Source organism: Allosphingosinicella vermicomposti (assembly GCF_003012815.1).
In the GTDB taxonomy this organism is placed as follows: domain Bacteria; phylum Pseudomonadota; class Alphaproteobacteria; order Sphingomonadales; family Sphingomonadaceae; genus Allosphingosinicella; species Allosphingosinicella vermicomposti.
Genome location: NZ_PXYJ01000001.1, coordinates 608,384 through 627,430, shown reverse-complemented (window position 1 = coordinate 627,430; position 19,047 = coordinate 608,384). Strand labels below are relative to the sequence as shown.

Annotated in this window: 21 protein-coding genes; 12 read left to right on the top strand and 9 right to left on the bottom strand. The window is 61.2% G+C overall.

Features of this window, described 5'->3' with window-relative positions:
- Positions 1-96 precede the first annotated feature (96 nt).
- Both glyS and C7I56_RS03060 read right to left on the bottom strand, forming a co-directional pair.
- Positions 97-2,622, bottom strand: coding sequence for a glycine--tRNA ligase subunit beta (gene glyS, locus C7I56_RS03065; RefSeq protein WP_106639046.1), 2,526 nt, complete (start codon positions 2,620-2,622; stop codon positions 97-99).
- Between the two features lie 114 nt (positions 2,623-2,736).
- Positions 2,737-3,609: a glycine--tRNA ligase subunit alpha gene (locus tag C7I56_RS03060; protein ID WP_245409569.1), complete on the bottom strand. Its 873-nt coding sequence runs from the start codon at positions 3,607-3,609 to the stop codon at positions 2,737-2,739.
- 88 nt (positions 3,610-3,697) lie between these two features.
- On the opposite strand from C7I56_RS03060, the gene C7I56_RS03055 reads away from it, so the two are divergent.
- The 5 genes from C7I56_RS03055 to C7I56_RS03035 all read left to right on the top strand — a co-directional run bounded on the left by C7I56_RS03055 (position 3,698) and on the right by C7I56_RS03035 (position 7,645).
- Positions 3,698-4,600 (top strand): TraB/GumN family protein, encoded by a 903-nt coding sequence (locus C7I56_RS03055; protein ID WP_245409568.1) that lies wholly within the window; start codon positions 3,698-3,700, stop codon positions 4,598-4,600.
- Between the two features lie 223 nt (positions 4,601-4,823).
- Complete coding sequence (locus tag C7I56_RS03050; protein WP_106639043.1) at positions 4,824-5,453, top strand: 50S ribosomal protein L25/general stress protein Ctc; 630 nt, start codon at positions 4,824-4,826, stop codon at positions 5,451-5,453.
- A gap of 95 nt (positions 5,454-5,548) precedes the next feature.
- On the top strand, positions 5,549-6,118 hold the full coding sequence (pth, locus tag C7I56_RS03045) for an aminoacyl-tRNA hydrolase (RefSeq protein WP_106639042.1): 570 nt from the start codon (positions 5,549-5,551) through the stop codon (positions 6,116-6,118).
- A 237-nt stretch (positions 6,119-6,355) separates the two neighbouring features.
- Entirely contained in the window at positions 6,356-6,952 is a 597-nt protein-coding gene (locus C7I56_RS03040) for an outer membrane protein (protein WP_245409567.1), read from the top strand.
- Between the two features lie 87 nt (positions 6,953-7,039).
- Positions 7,040-7,645 (top strand): TIGR02466 family protein, encoded by a 606-nt coding sequence (locus C7I56_RS03035; RefSeq protein ID WP_106639040.1) that lies wholly within the window; start codon positions 7,040-7,042, stop codon positions 7,643-7,645.
- Positions 7,646-7,647: 2 nt separating this feature from the next.
- On the opposite strand, the gene C7I56_RS03030 is transcribed toward C7I56_RS03035, so the two are convergent.
- A complete protein-coding gene (locus C7I56_RS03030) occupies positions 7,648-7,815 on the bottom strand; it encodes a hypothetical protein (protein ID WP_158702979.1) in 168 nt (55 codons plus the stop codon).
- 41 nt (positions 7,816-7,856) lie between these two features.
- The gene (locus C7I56_RS03025) at positions 7,857-8,162 is read right to left on the bottom strand and encodes a hypothetical protein (protein WP_106639038.1); all 306 of its coding nucleotides are present in this window, start codon (positions 8,160-8,162) and stop codon (positions 7,857-7,859) included.
- A 101-nt stretch (positions 8,163-8,263) separates the two neighbouring features.
- Here C7I56_RS03025 and ychF point away from each other — a divergent pair, with 101 nt between their 5' ends.
- Positions 8,264-9,364: a redox-regulated ATPase YchF gene (gene ychF / locus C7I56_RS03020; RefSeq protein WP_106639037.1), complete on the top strand. Its 1,101-nt coding sequence runs from the start codon at positions 8,264-8,266 to the stop codon at positions 9,362-9,364.
- A 126-nt stretch (positions 9,365-9,490) separates the two neighbouring features.
- Here ychF and C7I56_RS03015 read toward each other — a convergent pair whose 3' ends face one another.
- Positions 9,491-11,257: a bifunctional metallophosphatase/5'-nucleotidase gene (locus C7I56_RS03015; protein WP_106639036.1), complete on the bottom strand. Its 1,767-nt coding sequence runs from the start codon at positions 11,255-11,257 to the stop codon at positions 9,491-9,493.
- Between the two features lie 137 nt (positions 11,258-11,394).
- On the opposite strand from C7I56_RS03015, the gene C7I56_RS03010 reads away from it, so the two are divergent.
- Positions 11,395-11,841, top strand: coding sequence for a MaoC family dehydratase (locus C7I56_RS03010; protein ID WP_106639035.1), 447 nt, complete (start codon positions 11,395-11,397; stop codon positions 11,839-11,841).
- A 171-nt stretch (positions 11,842-12,012) separates the two neighbouring features.
- On the opposite strand, the gene C7I56_RS03005 is transcribed toward C7I56_RS03010, so the two are convergent.
- Genes C7I56_RS03005 through petA form a run of 3 tightly spaced genes read right to left on the bottom strand, consistent with a single transcriptional unit; the run spans position 12,013 to position 14,750 of the window.
- Positions 12,013-12,849: a cytochrome c1 gene (locus C7I56_RS03005; RefSeq protein WP_106639034.1), complete on the bottom strand. Its 837-nt coding sequence runs from the start codon at positions 12,847-12,849 to the stop codon at positions 12,013-12,015.
- Positions 12,850-12,864: 15 nt separating this feature from the next.
- Positions 12,865-14,172, bottom strand: coding sequence for a cytochrome b (locus tag C7I56_RS03000; protein WP_106639033.1), 1,308 nt, complete (start codon positions 14,170-14,172; stop codon positions 12,865-12,867).
- A gap of 11 nt (positions 14,173-14,183) precedes the next feature.
- Positions 14,184-14,750 carry a ubiquinol-cytochrome c reductase iron-sulfur subunit gene (petA, locus tag C7I56_RS02995; protein ID WP_106639613.1) on the bottom strand — a complete coding sequence of 189 codons (567 nt, stop codon included), beginning with the start codon at positions 14,748-14,750 and terminating at the stop codon, positions 14,184-14,186.
- Positions 14,751-15,099: 349 nt separating this feature from the next.
- Between petA and C7I56_RS02990 the strand changes: the two genes are divergently transcribed.
- The 3 genes from C7I56_RS02990 (at position 15,100) to C7I56_RS02980 (ending at position 17,082) form a co-directional block, all read left to right on the top strand.
- Positions 15,100-15,549, top strand: coding sequence for a tRNA (cytidine(34)-2'-O)-methyltransferase (locus tag C7I56_RS02990; RefSeq protein ID WP_106639032.1), 450 nt, complete (start codon positions 15,100-15,102; stop codon positions 15,547-15,549).
- Positions 15,546-16,388, top strand: a complete 843-nt coding sequence (gene hemF / locus C7I56_RS02985; RefSeq protein WP_106639612.1) for an oxygen-dependent coproporphyrinogen oxidase — start codon at positions 15,546-15,548, stop codon at positions 16,386-16,388. Before C7I56_RS02990 ends, hemF begins: the two co-directional genes overlap by 4 nt.
- 100 nt (positions 16,389-16,488) lie before the next feature.
- The gene (locus C7I56_RS02980) at positions 16,489-17,082 is read left to right on the top strand and encodes a GNAT family N-acetyltransferase (RefSeq protein WP_106639031.1); all 594 of its coding nucleotides are present in this window, start codon (positions 16,489-16,491) and stop codon (positions 17,080-17,082) included.
- Here the strand turns inward: C7I56_RS02980 and C7I56_RS02975 are convergent.
- Positions 17,049-17,831, bottom strand: a complete 783-nt coding sequence (locus C7I56_RS02975; RefSeq protein WP_106639030.1) for a DUF7847 domain-containing protein — start codon at positions 17,829-17,831, stop codon at positions 17,049-17,051. The two genes, C7I56_RS02980 and C7I56_RS02975, sit on opposite strands and share 34 nt — an antisense overlap.
- Positions 17,832-17,932: 101 nt before the next feature.
- Here C7I56_RS02975 and lipB point away from each other — a divergent pair, with 101 nt between their 5' ends.
- Positions 17,933-18,586, top strand: a complete 654-nt coding sequence (gene lipB / locus C7I56_RS02970; protein ID WP_106639029.1) for a lipoyl(octanoyl) transferase LipB — start codon at positions 17,933-17,935, stop codon at positions 18,584-18,586.
- A gap of 89 nt (positions 18,587-18,675) precedes the next feature.
- Positions 18,676-18,975, top strand: a complete 300-nt coding sequence (locus C7I56_RS02965) for a hypothetical protein (RefSeq protein WP_106639028.1) — start codon at positions 18,676-18,678, stop codon at positions 18,973-18,975.
- Positions 18,976-19,047 lie beyond the last annotated feature (72 nt).

The window sequence follows — 19,047 nt, the reverse complement described above, 5'->3', positions numbered from 1 at the left end:
CTCGATCCCCTCCCTTGAAAGGGAGGGGAGGTGGGATGCCATCGAGGAGAAGTTGATGAAATTGATGCTCTGGCAACATTTCATCAACCTCGCTCCTCAGCCTTCTATTTTGGAGAAGTCCGCGACCGCGTGGACCGCGTCGCGCATCCGGGCGAGGAGGTTCAGCCTCGCCTCGCGCTTCGCGGGGTCGGGATCGTTGACCGTGACCTTGTCAAAGAACGCATCGACCGGCGCGCGGAGGCTCGCCAGCGCCGCCATCGCGCCTTCGAAATCCTCCGCATCGATCGCGGCCTTGGCCTTGGGCTCGGCGGCGTCGAGTGCGGCGATGAGGTCAGCCTCTTCCTTTTCGGGCGTGTAGGACAGCTCTTTTTTCGGATGGTGGTGCGCCATTTCGGCGATCGCTTCCGCGACGCCCGGTTCCTCGACCAGCACGAGCGGGTCTTCCTCGCCCGTCTGCGGGATGCCCTGGCTGTCCGCGGCGACCAGAGCCTCGGCGCCGGTCCAGCCTTCCTTCTTCAGGATATTGGCCGCGCGTTTGTAGCCCGCGAGAAGGTCGGTCCCCTCGCCTGTCTCGACGAAGGATTGCAACGCCTTCACCCGTGCGAGCAACCGGACGAGATCGTCCTCGCCGCCGAGCGCGAACACCGCGTCGATGAGATCGTGGCGGACGCCTGCCTCACGTTGCTGGACTTTGAGACGGTCGGCTGCAAACTCAGGCACGCTTCGCTGAGCATTCGTCGCATTTTCCAGCAAAAACTTCTCAAGGTCAGTGAATCTAAACGGCTTTCTTGGCTCGGGAGAAAGTCCTTCTAAGGCCTTGAGAACTGTGTTCAGGCCTTCATTCTTTGCGAATTCCGCTAACCGTGTCAGCTCCTCGAGAAATTCAACATTCTCTTCAACGGGCGCTCTATATAGTCGGGAAGCCATTACAATCATATCTGCATAGGCTTGATGAAGCTCTCCAAGGGCAGCACTTAAATTGTAACGAAGATCATTTTTTAAGGTTAGGGCAGCCACCGCCAACGCTGCCCGGCGGAGAGCGTAGGGATCTCTGGAGCCAGACGGGCTTTCTCTAACCACAAAGAATCCAAAGATCGTATCTAACTTATCCGCCAAGCTCACCGCCACCGTGACCGGGGCGGTGGGGACTTCGTCGCCTTGGCCGACCGGCTTGTAATGGTCGCGGATGGCGTCGGCGACGGCTTGCGGCTGACCCTGGGCGCGGGCGAGGTAGCCGCCGATCAGGCCCTGCAGTTCGGGGAATTCGCCGACCATGCCGGTGACGAGATCGGCCTTGCAGAGGCGGGCGGCGGTTTCGGCTTGTTGGGCCAAAAGCTCTCTCTCCCCTTCAGGGGAGAGAGTTGGAGAGAGGGGGCGATCTGTGGGTTCGCTGGGTGGCAGCGGAGAAGGCTTTGATTCCCCCTCTCCCAACCCTCTCCCCTGAAGGGGAGAGGGCTTTACGATCCCCTCTTCCACCAGCCATCTGGCGAGTTTGGCGACGCGATCGACTTTGTCGGCGATGGTGCCGAGCTTTTCGTGGAAGACGATCTGGCTGAGTTTCTCCGCCTGCTTTTCCAGCGGGATCTTGAGATCCTGTTCCCAGAAGAACTTCGCGTCCGACAGGCGCGCGGCCAGCACCTTTTCGTTGCCTGCGACGATGGAGGCACCACCGTCTGCCGCGTCGATATTGGCGGTGCAGATGAAGGCGGGCGCGAGGTCCGTGCCAGCCCCTCCACCAGCCTTCGGCTGGTCCCCCTCCCCGTGCCGGGGAGGATTTTCGACCGCGAAATATTTCTGGTTGGTCCGCATGGTGAGCTGAATCACCTCTGGCGGAACTTCGAGGAAGCTCGGATCGAACGACCCCAATAGAGGCACCGGCCATTCGGTGAGGCCGGCATTTTCGGCGACCAAGCCTTCATCTTCAACCAAGGTCAGGCCCGCATCGCTGGCGGCCTTGGCGGCGCCGTCGCGGATGATCTGCTGGCGCTCCTTGGGATCGACAATGACATGGCAGGCGCGGAGCTTTTCGGCATAATCGTTGGCGCTGCCGATGGTGATCTGGCCCGGATGGTGGAAGCGATGGCCGACGGTGGCGGCGCCCGCGCTTATCCCTGCGACTTCGAAATCGACGATTTCTTCACCGAGCAAAGCGACGATGCCCTGCAGCGGACGCACCCAGCGCGGGCTTTCGGTCGAGAGCGAGGCGGCGCCCCAGCGCATCGATTTGGGCCAGGGGAAGGCGCGGATGATGGCGGGGACAGCCTCAGCGAGAACATCCTCCGTGGCTTGGCCGGGCTTGTCGATGACGGCGAAGTAAGTGCCGTCCCGGTCGACGAGCTGGTCCTGGGTGAGGCCGGTCTTGCGCAGGAAGCCTTCGAGCGCCTGCGGCGGGGCGCTGGTGCGGGGCCCCTTCAGTTCCTCGCTGACGGCGGCGGTTTCCGTGGGAAGATTGCGCGCGATCAGCGTCAGGCGGCGGGGGGTGGAGAGGGTCTCGATCCCCTCCGCCTTCAGGCCCGATTTGGCGAGTTCGGCTTCGAAGAGGGATGCGAGATCCTTCTTCGCCTTCGCCTGCATGCGGGCGGGGATTTCTTCGGAGAGGAGTTCGAGGAGGAAATCAGGCATGTGCCACTCCTCCCACTACGTCATGCTGAACTTGTTTCAGCATCCATGCCGGTGACATCTCGATGCCCATAGATGGACCCTGAAACAAGTTCAGGGTGACGTTAGAATACACCATCACGCGTCCCATCCGTTCTTTTCCATCCACGCTGCACAGGCGCCTTTCGCCAAATCGCGGACGCGGCCGATATAGGCCTGGCGTTCGGCGACGGAGATGACGCCCCTCGCCTGCAGCGTGTTGAAGATGTGGCTGGCCTTGATCGCCTGGTCATAGGCCGGGAGCGGCAGCTTCGCATCGATGCAGCGGGTGCATTCCTCGGCGGCGTCCTTGAAGCGGCGGAAGAGGCTGTCCGTATCGGCGACTTCGAAATGATAGCCGCTGAATTCGACCTCGTTTTCCTTGAAGACGTCGCCGTACGTGACGCCTTCATCATTGAAAGCGAGATCGTAGACGTTGTCGACGCCCTGAATGTACATGGCCAGGCGTTCGAGGCCGTAGGTGAGCTCGCCTGTCACCGGCTTGCAATCATAGCCGCCAACCTGCTGGAAATAGGTGAATTGGGTGACTTCCATGCCGTCGCACCAGACTTCCCAGCCAAGGCCCCAAGCACCGAGCGTCGGGCTTTCCCAATCGTCCTCGACGAAGCGGATATCGTGCTTGGTGAAATCGATGCCGATGGCGGCGAGTGAGCCGAGATAGAGTTGCTGCAGGTCGGGCGGGCTCGGCTTCAGCACCACCTGATATTGATAATAATGGCCGAGACGGTTCGGGTTTTCGCCATAGCGGCCGTCGGTCGGGCGGCGCGAGGGCTGGACGTAGGCGGCCTTCCACGGTTTGGGGCCGAGCGCGCGCAGAGTCGTTGCGGGGTGGAAAGTGCCCGCGCCCATCTCCATGTCATAAGGCTGGAGGATCACGCAGCCCTGCGCGCTCCAATAATCATGGAGTTTCAGGATAAGGCCCTGGAAACTGAGTGGCTTGGTCTCGCCCAATTTTTCGCCTTCGCATCTGCAACAATGTGGGTCGCATCGCTTTGGCGCATGGGGCATGGTCCGGTCAAGGAACAGACAGGAGAGATTCGTGGATTTCAGCCGTTTTCACAGCAAGGGCCGTGCTTTCCTTTCGGGCGTAGCGCTGAGCCTTGCCGCCTGCGCGAGTGCGGAGGCGCCGGAAGCGCCCGCTGTTGCCAAGCCGGCGTTGTGGAAGATCGCGGACGAGGACACGACCATCTATCTCTTCGGCACCGTGCACCTGCTGCCCAAAGGACTGGCATGGCGTAGCCCGGCGCTGGAGCGGGCAATCGCTTCGTCAGACACGTTGGTGACGGAAATCATATTGCCGGAGGATCCCGCCGCGATGGCGCAGGTGATGAGCAAGATGGCGGTGTCTCCTGGCCTGCCACCGCTCGCCGAGCGAGTTCCGGCGGAGAAGAAGGAAGCACTTGATAAGGCGGTGGCGACGAGTGGATTGCCCGCGCCGGCACTCGACCGGCTTGAGAGCTGGGCCGCGGCTTTGGCGTTGATCCAGGGGGCGTTCCAGAAGCTCGGCCTCGATCCGGAAATCGGCGCGGAAAAGAGCCTGACGGCGAACTATAAAGGCAAGAAGCACGTGGCGTTGGAAACGCCCGAGCAGCAATTGGCCTTTTTCGACACACTTCCGGAGGAGGCGCAGCGCCTCCTCCTCGCCAGCGCGATCGAGGATAGCGCGACGGCCAATGCCCAGTTCAAGGCGATGCTCGACGCTTGGGCGGCGGGTGATGTCGATGCGATCGCACGGACGTTCGATGATGAAACCGCGCTGTCGCCGGACCTTCGCGCCGCGTTGATGACGAAGCGCAATGCGGCGTGGGCGGAGTGGCTCGAAAAGAGGATGGACGAGCCTGGCACGGTGATGGTCGCCGTGGGCGCGGGGCATCTGGCGGGAGCTGACTCCGTTCAGGGCATGCTCGAGGCGAAGGGGATCAAGGTAGAGCGGGTTCAGTAAACTGTGCCCGCGTCATTCCAGCGAAGGCCGGAATCTGGTGGCGAATAAGGCGCCTCTTTCGTCCTGAGACCCCGGCTTTCGCCGGGGTGACGGATTGGGTGGATCGAAAGGGCTTATTTCTTGCCTTCCCCCGTCCTCTCCCCTATAGGCGCCGCTTCCTGTGCCATGGTCATCCCTGGAGGCGTGGCGGGAAGTTTATCAATCTGTTTCGAAAGGCATGCACATGAGCGAACAGCTTCAGCTGTCGGCCGAGACGCGCGAACGGGCTGGCAAGGGAGCCTCCCGTGCCATGCGTCGTGAAGGCCGCGTCCCCGCCGTTATCTACGGCAACAAGGAAGACCCGATCTCGATCCACATCGAGGAGAAGGTGCTGGTCAAGGCGTTGAACACCGGCCACTTCATGAACTCGGTCGCGATGATCGACGTGGGCGGCAAGGCGATCCGCACCCTTCCCAAGGACGTTCAGTTCCACCCGGTCACCGACCGGCCCCTGCATGTCGACTTCTTCCGCATCGGTGAACATTCGACCGTCACGGTCGCCGTTCCCGTGCGCTTCGAGAATGAAGAAAAGTCGCCGGGCCTCAAGAAGGGCGGCGTTCTGAACATCGTTCGTCACGATGTCGAACTCGTCGTCGATGCGGCTTTGATCCCTGACGATGTGGTTATCGACCTGTCCGGCTACGAGCTTGGCGATTCGATCCATATTTCGGCGGTGAAGCTGCCGAGGGGCGCGACGCCCGCAATCACCGACCGCGATTTCACGATCGCCACGGTCGTTGCTCCGTCCGGCCTCAAGTCGGCCGAAGGCGCTGAAGCCGCCGAAGGTGGCGAAGAGGCGGGCGAAGAAGCCTGAACTTTTTCAGGTTCCTGACATCGTTCCGGCGGGAGCGGGATCTTCGCGAGGAGATGCCCGCTTCCGCCGAACTGCCGTTTGAGCCAGTTAAAGATATGCAGATCTGGGTCGGCCTCGGAAATCCCGGCGCGCAATATGCGCTCCACCGGCACAATGTCGGCTTCATGGTGATGGACGCCATCGCCGAGGTCCATGGCTTCGAGCCGCCCAAGCGCGCCTTCCACGGCTGGGCCCAGCAAGGCCGTATCGCGGGCCAACGCATCCTGCTCCTGAAACCCGCCACCTTCATGAACAAGAGCGGCCAGGCCGTTGGCGAGGCGATGCGCTTCTTCAAGGCCGAGGTGGGCGACGTCACCGTCTTCCACGACGAACTCGACCTCCCGCCCTTCAAGGTGAAGGTGAAGACGGGCGCCGGCACGGCAGGGCATAACGGCCTGCGCTCCACCGAACAGCATATCGGCAATCCGTTTCGCCGCGTGCGGATCGGCATTGGTCATCCCGGGCACAAGGATCGGGTAACAGGCCACGTACTGGGCAATTATGCCAAGGCGGAAATGGATGATTTGAGCGACATGCTTGGCGCGATCGCCGCAGAGGCCGAATGGCTGGCCCAAGGCGACGATCCGCGTTTCATGAGCAATGTCGCGGCGCGCCAGCAGAGATAGCCAAGTCGATCCGTTGTAAAAACGCAACAGGTGCGACTTCGTTACAATAAGTTGTTGCGCGCCCAGAATGTTCAGCTAACAGCAAGCTCGCAATGGTTAACCGCCATGCCATCGCCAAGTCACGACTGAGCGGTGCCTAAATTAAACCTGCAAAGGTCACAGGCAAGACAACATAACTGGCGGGAGATTTCCCGGCCGGATGTATCTTGCCACGTGAAGAGTATGGGGAATATTGTTATGAAATTCGCATTTATCACTGCTGCTGCTGTCGCAGCCCTCACCTCCACTTCCGCTTTTGCTGCCGACATCACTGGCGCTCGCGTTGAAGGCGTGATCGGTTATGACAGCCCGAAGGATGGTACGGGCACTTTCGACAGCGAAGACGTTGAGGTCGATTTCGATATCAAGCTTGATGGTATAGTTTATGGTGTTGGCCTGGGCTACGACTTTGCAGTCAGCCCCACTCTCGCGCTTGGCGTCGACGCCGAAATCTCCGACTCGTCGTCCGATTTCGAAATCGAGGAAGAAGGCGATTTCGCGCGCCTGTCTCTTGGTCGCGACCTCTATGTCGGCGGCCGCGTCACCACCGCCGTTTCAGACAAGTTCAACCTGTACGGCAAGATCGGCTACACCAATACTCGTATCAAGTTCGCATATGACTTCGAAGATGAAGCAGACAGCGCATCCACGAATCTTGACGGCGTCCGCGTCGGCGTCGGCGGCCAATATGCAGTTGCCGGCAACACCTATGTCGGCCTCGAATATCGCTATTCGAACTATGAAGCCGACGTTTCGCGCCACCAGGTGGCCGCCTCGCTCGGCTTCCGCTTCTAATCATTTTACAAGATCGATGGAAAGGAGGGGCTTTTGCCCCTCCTTTTTTATTTGCGGACGGCAATAAGTGCTTTAGCGCCTGCCACTGTGACTACCCGATCTCTCTTCGCCACCCGCTTTTACGAAGGCGCCCTCGCCTCTCCCGGTCTTTTGGAGGAATTGGAGGATGCCTGTCTGGCGTTGTCGCAGGAGGATGAAGCGGGGCGGCGCTGGTCGAAGGCGCATGGCTATCGAGGCTATACCTCCTACGCCTCTCTAAACGATTTGCCCGCGCGCGATCCGCGCTTTGCTGATCTTGTCAAATTGTTGAACCGGCATGTCGCGGCATTTGCGGCGGAATGCGCGTTCGATCTTGGCGGTAAGAAGCCCGAGCTCGACAGTCTGTGGGTCAATGTGATGAAGCCGGGCGCGACGCATAGCGGGCATATTCATCCGCACAGCATCATTTCCGGCACGCTTTACATCGCCGTGCCACCGGGATCGGGTGCGTTGAAGCTGGAGGATCCGCGGCTGCCGATGATGATGGCCGCCCCGCCCCGCCGTGCGGATGCGTCGGAAGACTTGCAGACCTTTGTCTATGCCGAGCCGCAGCCGGGCACGATCTTTCTGTGGGAGAGCTGGCTGCGACATGAAGTGATGCCGTCCGCCGCTAAGGCCGAGCGGATCAGCATAAGCTTCAACTATCGCGCCTGATCCTATCCCGCGCTATCTGCCTTGAGAGCAGCAACGCAGGTCTTCAGCTGCGCAAGGGCGAGATCGCTGCCGCTGACATTGAAATTGCCGCTGGCGCCCGTGCCCTTGACGTCGAAGATGAAGCGACCAGCCTCGATAACCTCGTCGAGAGACTGCGGGCTTACCATCATGATAAACCCTGTCATGTCCGCGTCCGAATATCCGTTTGCCGTCATCGCCTGATCGTCGTCGTCAGCCGAAGCCGGACCGATATGTCATACGGCTTGTCCTTTTCGAGATCCCAATTCTTGCTCAGCCCGCCCACTGCGGCCTTGCCGTTGGGCATCAAGACGAGGGCGAAGTTCACTTCCGTCGGCCCTTCGCCATAGACTGTCATCATTTCACAAAAGCCCTCTCCTTCCGTGAAATCCCAATCCTGAAGGCTCGGCCACTGACGTGCCGAAGGCGCCGAAGGCTGCGCGGCGTAAACTGCATGTGACGATGCGGCCAACGCCACGGCGAGAATGATTTTCTTCATATTACCCCCAATCGCTTTGAGGCTGCCACTAACAGCGATGCTGGCATTGCGCCACAGGACCGTCTAGGGCGTGCGCGAATAGTGTTCAAAGGCAGTACAAAATGGGTTTTCGTTGCGGCATCGTGGGGCTTCCAAATGTTGGGAAGTCCACCCTTTTCAACGCATTGACCGAAACGGCGGCCGCGCAGGCGGCCAATTACCCCTTTTGCACGATCGAGCCCAATGTCGGTCGCGTCGCCGTGCCCGATCCGCGTTTGCAGGACATCGCGAAGGTCGCGGGATCCGCGAACATCATCGAGACGCAGCTTGAGTTCGTTGACATTGCGGGCTTGGTGCGCGGTGCGTCCAAGGGCGAAGGGCTCGGCAACCAGTTCCTCGGCAATATCCGCGAGGTGGATGCGATCGTCCATGTGCTGCGCTGCTTCGAGGAAGGCGATGTGACTCACGTCGAAGGCCGCGTCGATCCGATCGCGGACGCCGAGACGGTCGAGACCGAATTGATGCTGGCCGACCTCGAAAGCCTCGAGAAGCGGGTGCCGAACCTCGTCAAGAAGGCGCAACAGGGTGACAAGGAAGCCAAGGTGCAGGCCGCCGTGCTCGGCAAGGCGCTCGAAATCCTTCGCCAGTCCAAGCCCGCGCGACTGACGCAGCCGGCGGACGAGGAGGAAGCGAAGGCGCTGGAAAGGGCGCAGCTGCTCACCGCCAAGCCCGTCCTCTATGTCTGCAACGTCGATGAGGGCGATGCCGCGACCGGCAATGGCCACAGCGCGCGCGTATTTGAGAAAGCGGCGGCGGAAGGCGCCAAAGCCGTCATCATCTCCGCTGCGATTGAGGCCGAAATCGCGACGATGCCGATGGAAGATCGCGCCGACTTCCTTAAGGATTTGGGCCTTACCGAAACGGGCCTGTCGCGGATCATCCGCGCGGGCTACGACCTTCTCGACCTCATCACCTTCTTCACTGCGGGCCCGAAGGAAGCGCGAGCCTGGACGGTGGAAAAGGGATCGAAGGCGCCGCAGGCCGCGGGTGCCATCCATTCCGATTTCGAGCGCGGATTCATCCGCGCCGAGACGATCGCCTTTGACGATTACATCCAGTGCGGCGGCGAAAGCGGCGCGCGGGATGCGGGCAAGCTGCGATCGGAAGGCAAGGATTACGTCACCAAGGACGGTGACGTGATGCTGTTCCGGTTCAACGTCTGAGCGTAACTGTTCTTCACCCTGAACCCTTCGTCAGGCTCAGGACAGGCTTGTTCAGGGTCCATTTCGCCGACTGTCGCGTTGTCATCGACATGGATGCTGAAACAGGTTCAGCATGACGGGTGGTGGTCAGTTGATGCGCTTCACCCGATTTGCGGCGGGCGGCTTCAGGCGGCCTGCTTTCACAATATAGGCCTCCAGCGCGTCGACGTCGATCGGACCGCCGACCGTGTCAGCGCCCTGTGTGAAAACTGTGAAATTATCTCCGCCGCTCGCAAGGAAGCTGTTCGTCGCGACGCGATAAACCGTGTCATCGCGCAGGGGCTCGCCGTTGAGGCGCGGGTCGACGATACGTTTTCCCGCCGGACGTGACAGATCGTAGCTATATGTGAAGCCCCGCGAGGGCATCAGCATGTTCGGCTGAGCAACCGTGTTGGTGCCGCTGTCGAATTGCTGTTCCAGCAACGCACGGATCTGAAGGCCGGTGAAGCTTTGCACGACAAGCGTATTGCCGAAGGGTTGGGCGGAGATGAGCTGGCCATAAGTAACGGCGCCCCCCTCCCCCGGCACGATATCCGCGCGAAGCCCGCCTGCATTGGAGAAAGCGACCTGCGCCCCGCCAGCGTCCGGCGCGCTCGTCGCGTCGAGATGGGCGTCGGCGATAAGCGCGCCGAGCACGGATTCACCGGCAGGTGACGTTTCGCGCAGGGCGGACCCGTCAAACTGGCCAGCGACGCGCTGCGCGACCGGCGCCACGGCAGTGGCATAGCGGCTCACGAGCGCCGCGACCCTTGGTTCCTGCGGGAAGCGGGCGAAGGCAGCGTTCGTCTCAACGGGCCCGGATGAGGACTGATAAGCCTCACCTTGAACGATCACATTGTCGGCGCCGCGCTTTACGACCTTGCCCGACGCGGGATTGATGCTGAGCGTGATGTCGGTGAGCAAGGTGCCGCTGCGCCCCGCGCTGGTAAGCAGGAAGGGACGCTGCGGATCGACCGTGCCGTAATCGCAAATATAGGATTGGTGGGTGTGGCCCGACACGATGACATCGATGCCCGGATCGAGGCGCGGCAGGATCGGCAGCAAATCACCCGTGACGCCGTCGCAGGTCTTGGTGTTGTAACCGGCCTTTGAATAGACGCCCTGATGGATGAGCACGACGATCGCGTCCGCGCCTTCGGCCTTGAGCTTTGGGATGAGCGCGTTGATGCTGGCCGCTTCATCCTTGAACGTCAGGCCCGCAACGCCGCCAGGAGAGACGAGCGTCGGCGTGGTCTTCAACGTCAGGCCGATGAAGCCGACCTCCACCTTGCGCGCACCGCTACCGAAGCTGCGTATGCCATGGGAGGGGAAGAGCGTGCCGCCGCTTTCGGTGATGACGTTGGCACCCAGGAACTTGAAATCGGCGCCGCCAAAATCGGCGTCGACGCGGCAGGGGTCGAGATGCGTGTTCTTCTCACACCCGCCCTCCTGCATCCGCAGCAATTCCTTGCGGCCGCGATCGAATTCGTGATTGCCGACGGCGTTGAAATCGAGGCCGATGAGGTTCATCGCCAATATGGTCGGCTCATCGAGGAAATGGGACGAGATGAGCGGCGAGGCGCTGATCAGGTCGCCCGCCGAAACGACGACATTGTTGGCGTTCGCGGCCTTGAGGCTCTGCACGGCGGAGGCGAGATAAGCGGCGCCACCGGCGGGGACGCGGATCGCCGCGCCAGCGGGCGTGGTGGCCGGGATTGCCGTGCGGGGCGGCTCCAACGCACCGTGGAAATCGTTCAAGGCAATGATCTTCACATCGACCGGCGCGGTCCCTTGATCCGCGACGCGTGGCGAGACGCAGGCCGAAACGGTGGCGAGCGCCGCCAATGCCAATGTGATGCGCATGTCTTTACCCATGATGTGAGAATGCCTGCCGCTCTGTCGCACGCGGAAGGCTCATTGTCACCGTTTGTTGCGCCGCGATGACTAAGGTTCTGGCGCGACAGATCGGTTTCTGCTCAAAACTGTTTACACGATCAGGAACGGAGCATCGCGTGCTGTATCTGGAAGATATCGAGGTGGGGCAAAAAGCCTCTTTTGGCCGCTATGAAGTGACGCGCGAGGAAGTGATCGCGTTCGCGTCCAAATATGATGCTCAGCCTTTCCACCTGTCGGACGAGGCGGCGGCCAAGACTTATTTCGGCAGGATCGCCGCAAGTGGCTGGCACACCTGCGCGATGACCATGTCAATGATCGTCGAAAACGGCAAGACAAACCCAATGGCGACGATGGGCTCGCCCGGCGTCGATGAGCTGCGCTGGCTGCGTCCTGTCTATCCCGGCGATACCTTACGGGTGGAAACATTGATCGCCGATGTGACGCCCTCACGCAGCAAACCCGATATCGGGACGTTCAAGAGCGACCTCACGGTCTTCAACCAAGGCGACGTTGCGGTGATGCGGATGAAGACGATCGTGCTGATCCGGCGGCGGCCCGCTTAGTTCACTGCTGTCACCCCGCTAGTCCTGAGCCTGTCGAAGGACGTAACCAGCTGGAACCATCCTTCGACAGGCTCAGGACTAGCGGTGGTGGGGTAAAAGATGATGGAAAAGAAAATGGGCGCCGCAGCTTTAGCTGCGACGCCCATTTTCTTTTGCTTTCGAAGCAGCCGCTTAGCGGTACTTCTTTTCCGCCCAGATGTTGCGGTAGGCCATGTAGGCAAGGCCAGTCGCGATGAGCAGGAAGAAGATGACCGCGATACCGGTGCGATGGCGGTTTTCCAGCTTCGGCTCGGCCGTCCAGGTGAGGAAGGCCGCGACATCTTGCGCCATCTGGTCGACCGTGGCGTTGGTGCCATCGGCATAAGTGACCTGGCCGTCCGATGTGATCGGCTGCGGCATCGCGATGTTGAGGTTGGCGAAATAGGGGTTGTAGTGCAGCCCCGTGCCTGGACGGTTTTCGGCCGGAAGATTCGCAGGCGGATTCTGATAACCCGTGAGCAGCGAATAGACATAGGCCGGGCCGTGGTGGCGCGCCTTGGTGATGAGCGAAAGATCGGGCGGGAGCGCGTTGTTGTTCGCGGCGCGGGCAGCCGTTTCATTCGCATAGGGGCTCGGGAAGTTGTCCGAAGCAATCGCCTTGCGCGTGGACGCTTCGCCCGTGGCGGGATCGATCGAGGGAACCTCGATCTGCCACTGGTTGGCGATCGCCTTCACTTCGGCTTCGCTATAGCCAATGTCCTGAAGGTTGCGGAACGCGACCAGGCCGAGGCCGTGGCAGGCGGCGCAAACTTCCTTGTAGACTTGGAAACCGCGCTGCAGCTGCTGGCGATCATAATGGCCGAACGGGCCGTCGGACGCGAAATGCACGTCCTTCACCGGCTTGTGGAAACGGCTTTCGACGCTTTCCACTTTCTCTTCGGTCGCGAACGTCACCGCGCCGCTGATGAACGAGATCATCAAGACGCCGACGAAGCCGAGGCCGACCAGGAAACCAATCAAACGAACCATGATCCTCAGTCCCCCTTAAGCGGCCGTTGCCGGCTTGGTGCCGTCGACACCGAACGGAGCGGCTTCCTGCTTTTCACCATGCAGCACCGATTCCGAGATGGAATTGGGCAGCGGCAGCGTCGTTTCGAACTTCGAAATGAGCGGCAGGATGATCAGGAAGTGCGCAAAATAATAAGCCGCCGCGATCTGACTGATCATGACGTAGGGCTCTTCCGCCGGCGCGCCGCCGCAATAACCCAGGATCAGAACGCACGGGATCAGGCCGAACCAGAAGAACTTCTTGAACGCCGGACGGTAATTGCCCGAACGCACTGGCGACTTGTCCAGCCACGGCAGGAAGAAAAGCAGCAGGATCGACGCGAACATCGCGATGACGCCCCAGAGCTTCGCCGGAAGGATGAAGTCGACCGTGAAGGCGCGCAGGATCGCGTAGAACGGCCAGAAATACCATTCAGGCACGATGTGCGCCGGCGTCGAAAGTGGGTTTGCCGGGATGTAATTGTCCGCGTGGCCGAGATAGTTCGGCGCGAAGAACAGCACCAGGCAGTAAGCGATCAGGAAGATGCCCAGGCCGAAACCGTCCTTCGCCGTGTAGTACGGGTGGAAAGGCACGGTATCCTGCGGGCCCTTCACGTCCACACCGGTCGGGTTGCCCGAGCCCGGAATGTGGAGCGCCCAGATGTGCAGGATGATGACACCCGCAATCACGAACGGCAGCAGATAGTGGAGCGAGAAGAAGCGGTTCAATGCCGCATTGTCCGGAGCGAAGCCGCCGAGCAGCCATTGCTGGATCGGCTCGCCGACGAGCGGGATGGCGCCGAACAGGCCGGTGATGACCTTCGCGCCCCAGAAGCTCATCTGACCCCAGGGAAGGACGTAGCCCATGAACGCGGTCGCCATCATCAGCAGGAAGATGACGAGGCCCAAGAGCCAAACCATTTCGCGCGGTGCCTTATACGATCCGTAGAAGAGGCCGCGGAAGATGTGGATGTAGACCACGATGAAGAAGAAGCTTGCGCCGTTCGCGTGGGCGTAGCGCAGGAGCCAGCCCTGGTTCACGTCGCGCATGATGTGCTCGACCGACTGGAAGGCGATCGCACCCGCCGGCGCATAATGCATGGCGAGGATGATGCCGGTGACGATCTGCAGCACGAGCGCGAAGCCCGCCAGAACGCCGAAATTCCAGAAATAGTTGAGGTTGCGCGGGACCGGGTAACCGGCGCCGATCGCGTTATAGACGAGACGCGGCAGCGGCAGACGTTCGTCCAGCCAGCGCATCAGCGGCATTTTCGGAGTATAATGTTCCGCCCAGGGAAAGCTCATCTCGTTCTTCCTCAGCCGATCTGGACAACAGTGTCGGAGGTAAATGCGTATTCCGGCACTTCGAGGTTCTTCGGCGCCGGACCCTTACGGATGCGGGCGGCCGTGTCGTAGTGGGAACCGTGGCAAGGGCAGAAATAGCCGCCATACTCACCCTTATTCTCGCCTTCCGCAGCGCCCAACGGCACACAGCCAAGGTGCGTACAGACGCCCAGCGTGATGAGCCAGTTCTGCTTGCCTTCAAGCGTACGCTCGGCAAGCGTCTGCGGATCGCGGAGCGAACCGACGTCGACCGCATTGGCCTCCGCGATTTCCTTTTCCGTCAGGTTGCGGATGAAGATGGGTTGCTTGCGCCAGATCGTCTTGATCGCCTGGCCCGGCTGGATCTGCGACACGTCCACCTCGGTAGAGGCGAGCGCCAGAACGTCGGCCGACGGGTTCATCTGGTTCACCAGCGGATAGACCACCGCCACTGCGCCGACCCCGGCAAAGCTGACTGCTGCGATATTGATGAAATCGCGGCGGCGAACGCCATCGGGCGCCCCTCCTACCACTTCATCGCTGTTTTCGACCGTCGCCATCATGACCCTTCGAGCGATTCAACACAGGAATACGAAATACCGCCCTCGTCCCGAAAATTCCCGGAAAAAGGCGGTTTTCGCTCACCACCGCTCTTGGTTCCCCCTGTCGCGGCTTGCGGCCTGATAGCCGCCCCCATGCCGCTTTGCCAACAGCGATTTTTTGCGTGGGGCGGCGGAGGACGGCGACGGCACCTTACGTGTGCGAGCCCTCCCCCTTATTGGGGAGGGTCGGGTGGGGGTGATCTACGACGTAGGACACCGCCTTTTCCGGGAACATCACCCCCCATCCCTCCACCATCGAGGGGGAGGGGGGTTTACCGAGCGCGTGTTCCGGCTATCGGGTTCTTTTATGCGCCTTTCTCTCTACCAGCCCGACCAGGCGGGCAATGTCGGCACGATCCTGCGCCTCGCGGCCTGCCTTGGCGTTCCGCTGGACGTCATCGAACCCTGCGGCTTCCCCTTTTCGGATCGAGCGCTGAAGCGAGCGGGCATGGATTATGCCGAAATGGCGAACGTCACGCGGCGCGCCAGCTGGGCCACTTTCGAATCTTCCGCGAAAGGGCGGATCGTCCTCCTGACCACACAGGGCGGCACGCGCCTTGACGAAGCTCAATTTCTTCCCGGCGACATCCTCCTAATGGGCGCGGAGAGCCGGGGCGTGCCGGACAATGTGCACGCCCGGGCCGACATGCGGGTGCGGATTCCTCAGGTTGAAGGCACCCGGTCCTTGAATATCGCCGTCGCCGCGGGCATCGCCCTTGCCGAGGCGCTGAGACAGACGAAGGAATGGCCGAGATGATCGAGCTCGATGAACAGCAGCACGCGGCGAAGGACTGGTTCGAATCGCTCCGCGACCGGATCTGCGCGGAATTCGAGGCGATCGAACGCGAGGCAGACAGCGATGCCGCCTTCCAATATCTCCCCTGGGAGCGTGAAGACCATGAGGGCGAGCCCGGCGGCGGTGGCGTGCGCGGCCTGATGAAGGGCAAGGTGTTCGAGAAGGTGGGCGTCAACGTTTCCACCGTTGGCGGCACGTTCAGCCCGGAATTTGCAAAGACGATCAATGGGGCGGAGGACGATCCCCGCTTCTTCGCGACCGGCATCAGCCTCGTCGCCCACATGGCGAACCCGCATGTGCCCGCTGTCCACATGAACACTCGCTTCCTCTGCACGACCAAGCGCTGGTTCGGCGGCGGCGCGGACCTCAACCCGCCCATTCCCTATCAGGAGGATACCGAGGCCTTCCACGCACGCCTCCGCGCCGCCTGCGCCGCGCATGATCCGACTTATTATCCGAAGTTCAGCAAATGGGCGGAGGATTATTTCTTCATTCCTCACCGCGGCGTCCATCGCGGGGTAGGCGGCATTTTCTACGATCATCTTGAAGGTCTTTTCGATGCGCACTTCGCCTTCACCCGCGACGTTGGCGAGGCCTTCCTCGATATCTTTCCGAAGATCGTGCGGCAGCGAATGGATATGCCCTTCACGCCCGAAGACAAGGCCCGCCAGCTCGAATGGCGCGGGCGTTATGCCGAATTCAACCTGATCTACGATCGCGGCACTCTGTTCGGCCTCAAGACGGGCGGCAATGTCGACGCCATCCTGATGAGCCTGCCGCCGGAAGCGACGTGGAGTTGAGACCCTCTATCACGTCACCCCGGCCAAGCCGGGGTCTCGGGACGGCTATCCTTCCTGAGATTCCGGCTTTCACCGGAATGACGTTTAAGAAGCGCAGGCTATGAGCAACGAGCAGATCATCGACATCCCGCCCGGCCATGTCGGCGCGGTCGTGACGTTCCTTGAGATGACGGAACGACCAAGGCCCCGCCCCTTCCCGCCAGCGCCTCTACGGTTGCGGCAATGGACCGATGCCAAGCCTGGCAAATATCGTGCCCTGTTCGAGCGCATCGGCGGACCGTGGCTCTGGTATTCGCGGCTGGCAATGGACGACGATCAGCTTCGCGCGGCGATATGCGAGGTTCATGTGGTCGAGGATCAGCGCGGGATTGAGGTCGGCATGATCGAGCTCGACTTCGCGCAGGCAGGCACCTGCCTGATCCGGTTTCTGGGACTTGTGCCGGAACTGGCGGGCAAAGGCCATGGCCGCTGGCTGTTTGCTCAGCTGCTTGCACTGGCATGGCGGCCTGGAGTGGAGCGCGTGCTGGTCAACACCTGCACGCTCGACCATCCGGCCGCTTTGCCTTCTTATGTGAAAGCGGGGTTTAAGGCCTATCGCCGCTCGTTCGAGAGCTTCCCCGATCCGCGCCTTATCGGGCTGCTGCCCCGCGAGGCCGCGCCTCACATTCCGCTGGTCGAGCCGCCGGTCAGCTGAACATAGATGCGCGCGACAGCCACTTGAAAATAGACGGAAAAGACGGCGCTCGCGATGCCGCTGACGACCAGCGACAGGACGAACGACACATTGCCCTTTTCCGGCGGCCCGGCAACCAAAGCGATCAGCGAACCGAAAACGAGGGTGATCGCCAAAAATGCAACGACCGCCACAATCGCGATCACTGTTGCGAACATGATGAGTGGGCTGAAATGGCCGCGGGTAAGCGCCCAGCTTCGCCGAAGGATCCCGCCCGCCCCGACCGGCTCGGCCACCGCCACCGGCGTCATCAAGATCACGCGGATCCAGATGAAGGTGAAAATCGCCAGGAAAACCAGGCCGCCGAAGAGCATCGCCGTCTCGCTGGTCAAGCCGAGTGCGAATATTACCAGAAGCGCAGGCACGGCAATGAGCAGGGTCACAGCCGATAGGATCAGCACCGCAAGCAGAATCGGAAGTAGCCGTTTAAGGGCGTGACCGATCGCATCGCCGACGGATTGAGCGGGGCGAATGGCCAGCGTCGTGATCGAGAGCGACCCGATCATCGTCGCGACGATCACCGGAATGAAAAGCCACAGCCAGGGCCCGCCCTCCACCGGCTGCCCCGGAACCGACTGCGGCGTGACGAACTGCAAGATGATGGTCGGCACGGCGAGGAAAGCGAGCGCGATCGGGAAAAGCAGCCCTGCTTCCCGCTTCACGAAGGCTGTTGTTTCATTCCAGGCCTGAGAAATTGAAAGCGTCGTCATGAGAGCGTTCCCCTGTTGCTGATGGGTGGATAGCCCCAATGCTTTTGCAGGTGCAATCATCCTTCTTGCGCGGCCTCCGCCGACGCGCCACATGAGCCGCGATGATTGAAGAGATTGAATGGCGGGTAACGCCCGGCCTTACCTCTTATCCCGATGCGCTGGCAGAGATGGAACGGCGCCATGCCGCGATCCTGGCGGGCGAGGCAAAGGAGCTGGTCTGGCTGCTCGAGCATCCGCCGCTGTTCACGGCGGGAACGAGCGCGGATCCGGCGGAATTGTTCAATCCACAGGGGTTTCCGGTCTACGAAGCGGGACGCGGTGGGCGCTACACCTACCACGGCCCGGGCCAGCGGGTGGGCTACCTTCTCCTCGACCTCAACAAGCGCGGGAAGGACGTGCGCAATTTCGTCCATGCGCTGGAAGGCTGGCTGATCGACACGCTGCGGGCGCTCGGCGTCACGGCAAGGCGCGCGGAAGGCCGGATCGGAATCTGGGTCGACCATGGAAATAGCGAGGCCAAGATCGGCGCGATCGGTGTACGCGTGCGGCGCTGGGTGACGATGCACGGCTTTTCGATCAATGCCGATCCGGACCTTTCACACTTTTCGGGCATTGTGCCATGCGGCATCGCCGAATATCCGGTGACAAGCCTTGCCGAAATCGGCTCGAACGATATGAAAGGTTTCGATGCGGCACTGAAAAAGGCGCTGAAATCGTTCCTGGATGCGTTGAATCACCCAGTAGACAAGGGTTGAGAGCCGAATTCTTTCCGTTTATTGTGGATTTCGATTTGGCAAAACATGGGGCCACCCCGACCAAATCATCTAACGAGGGAGTTATTTGAATGCGTGCAATTCTTTCGAAGGTTATGACCGGTTCGATGGTTGCCGGTGCGGCCCTTCTCGTCGCGGCTTGCGGCGGCAGCGAAGATGCTGCTGTCAACAACACCGCCATGACGGAAATGGACAGCAACGACATGATGATGATGGACGGCATGACCAATGACATGACCGCCGTCGACGCCGGCACCAATGCCGCCGGCAACATGGCGACCGACATGACCATGGATTCGAACACGACGGCTCCGGTCGCCGACACCACGGCTACGACGACGACCGACGCGGACACCACCAACGGTATGTAAGCGCGGCCGGTTGTCCGGTTGTTTTTGAAGAGGGGCCGTCCGGGATCGGGCGGCCCCTTTTTACATCGGCGG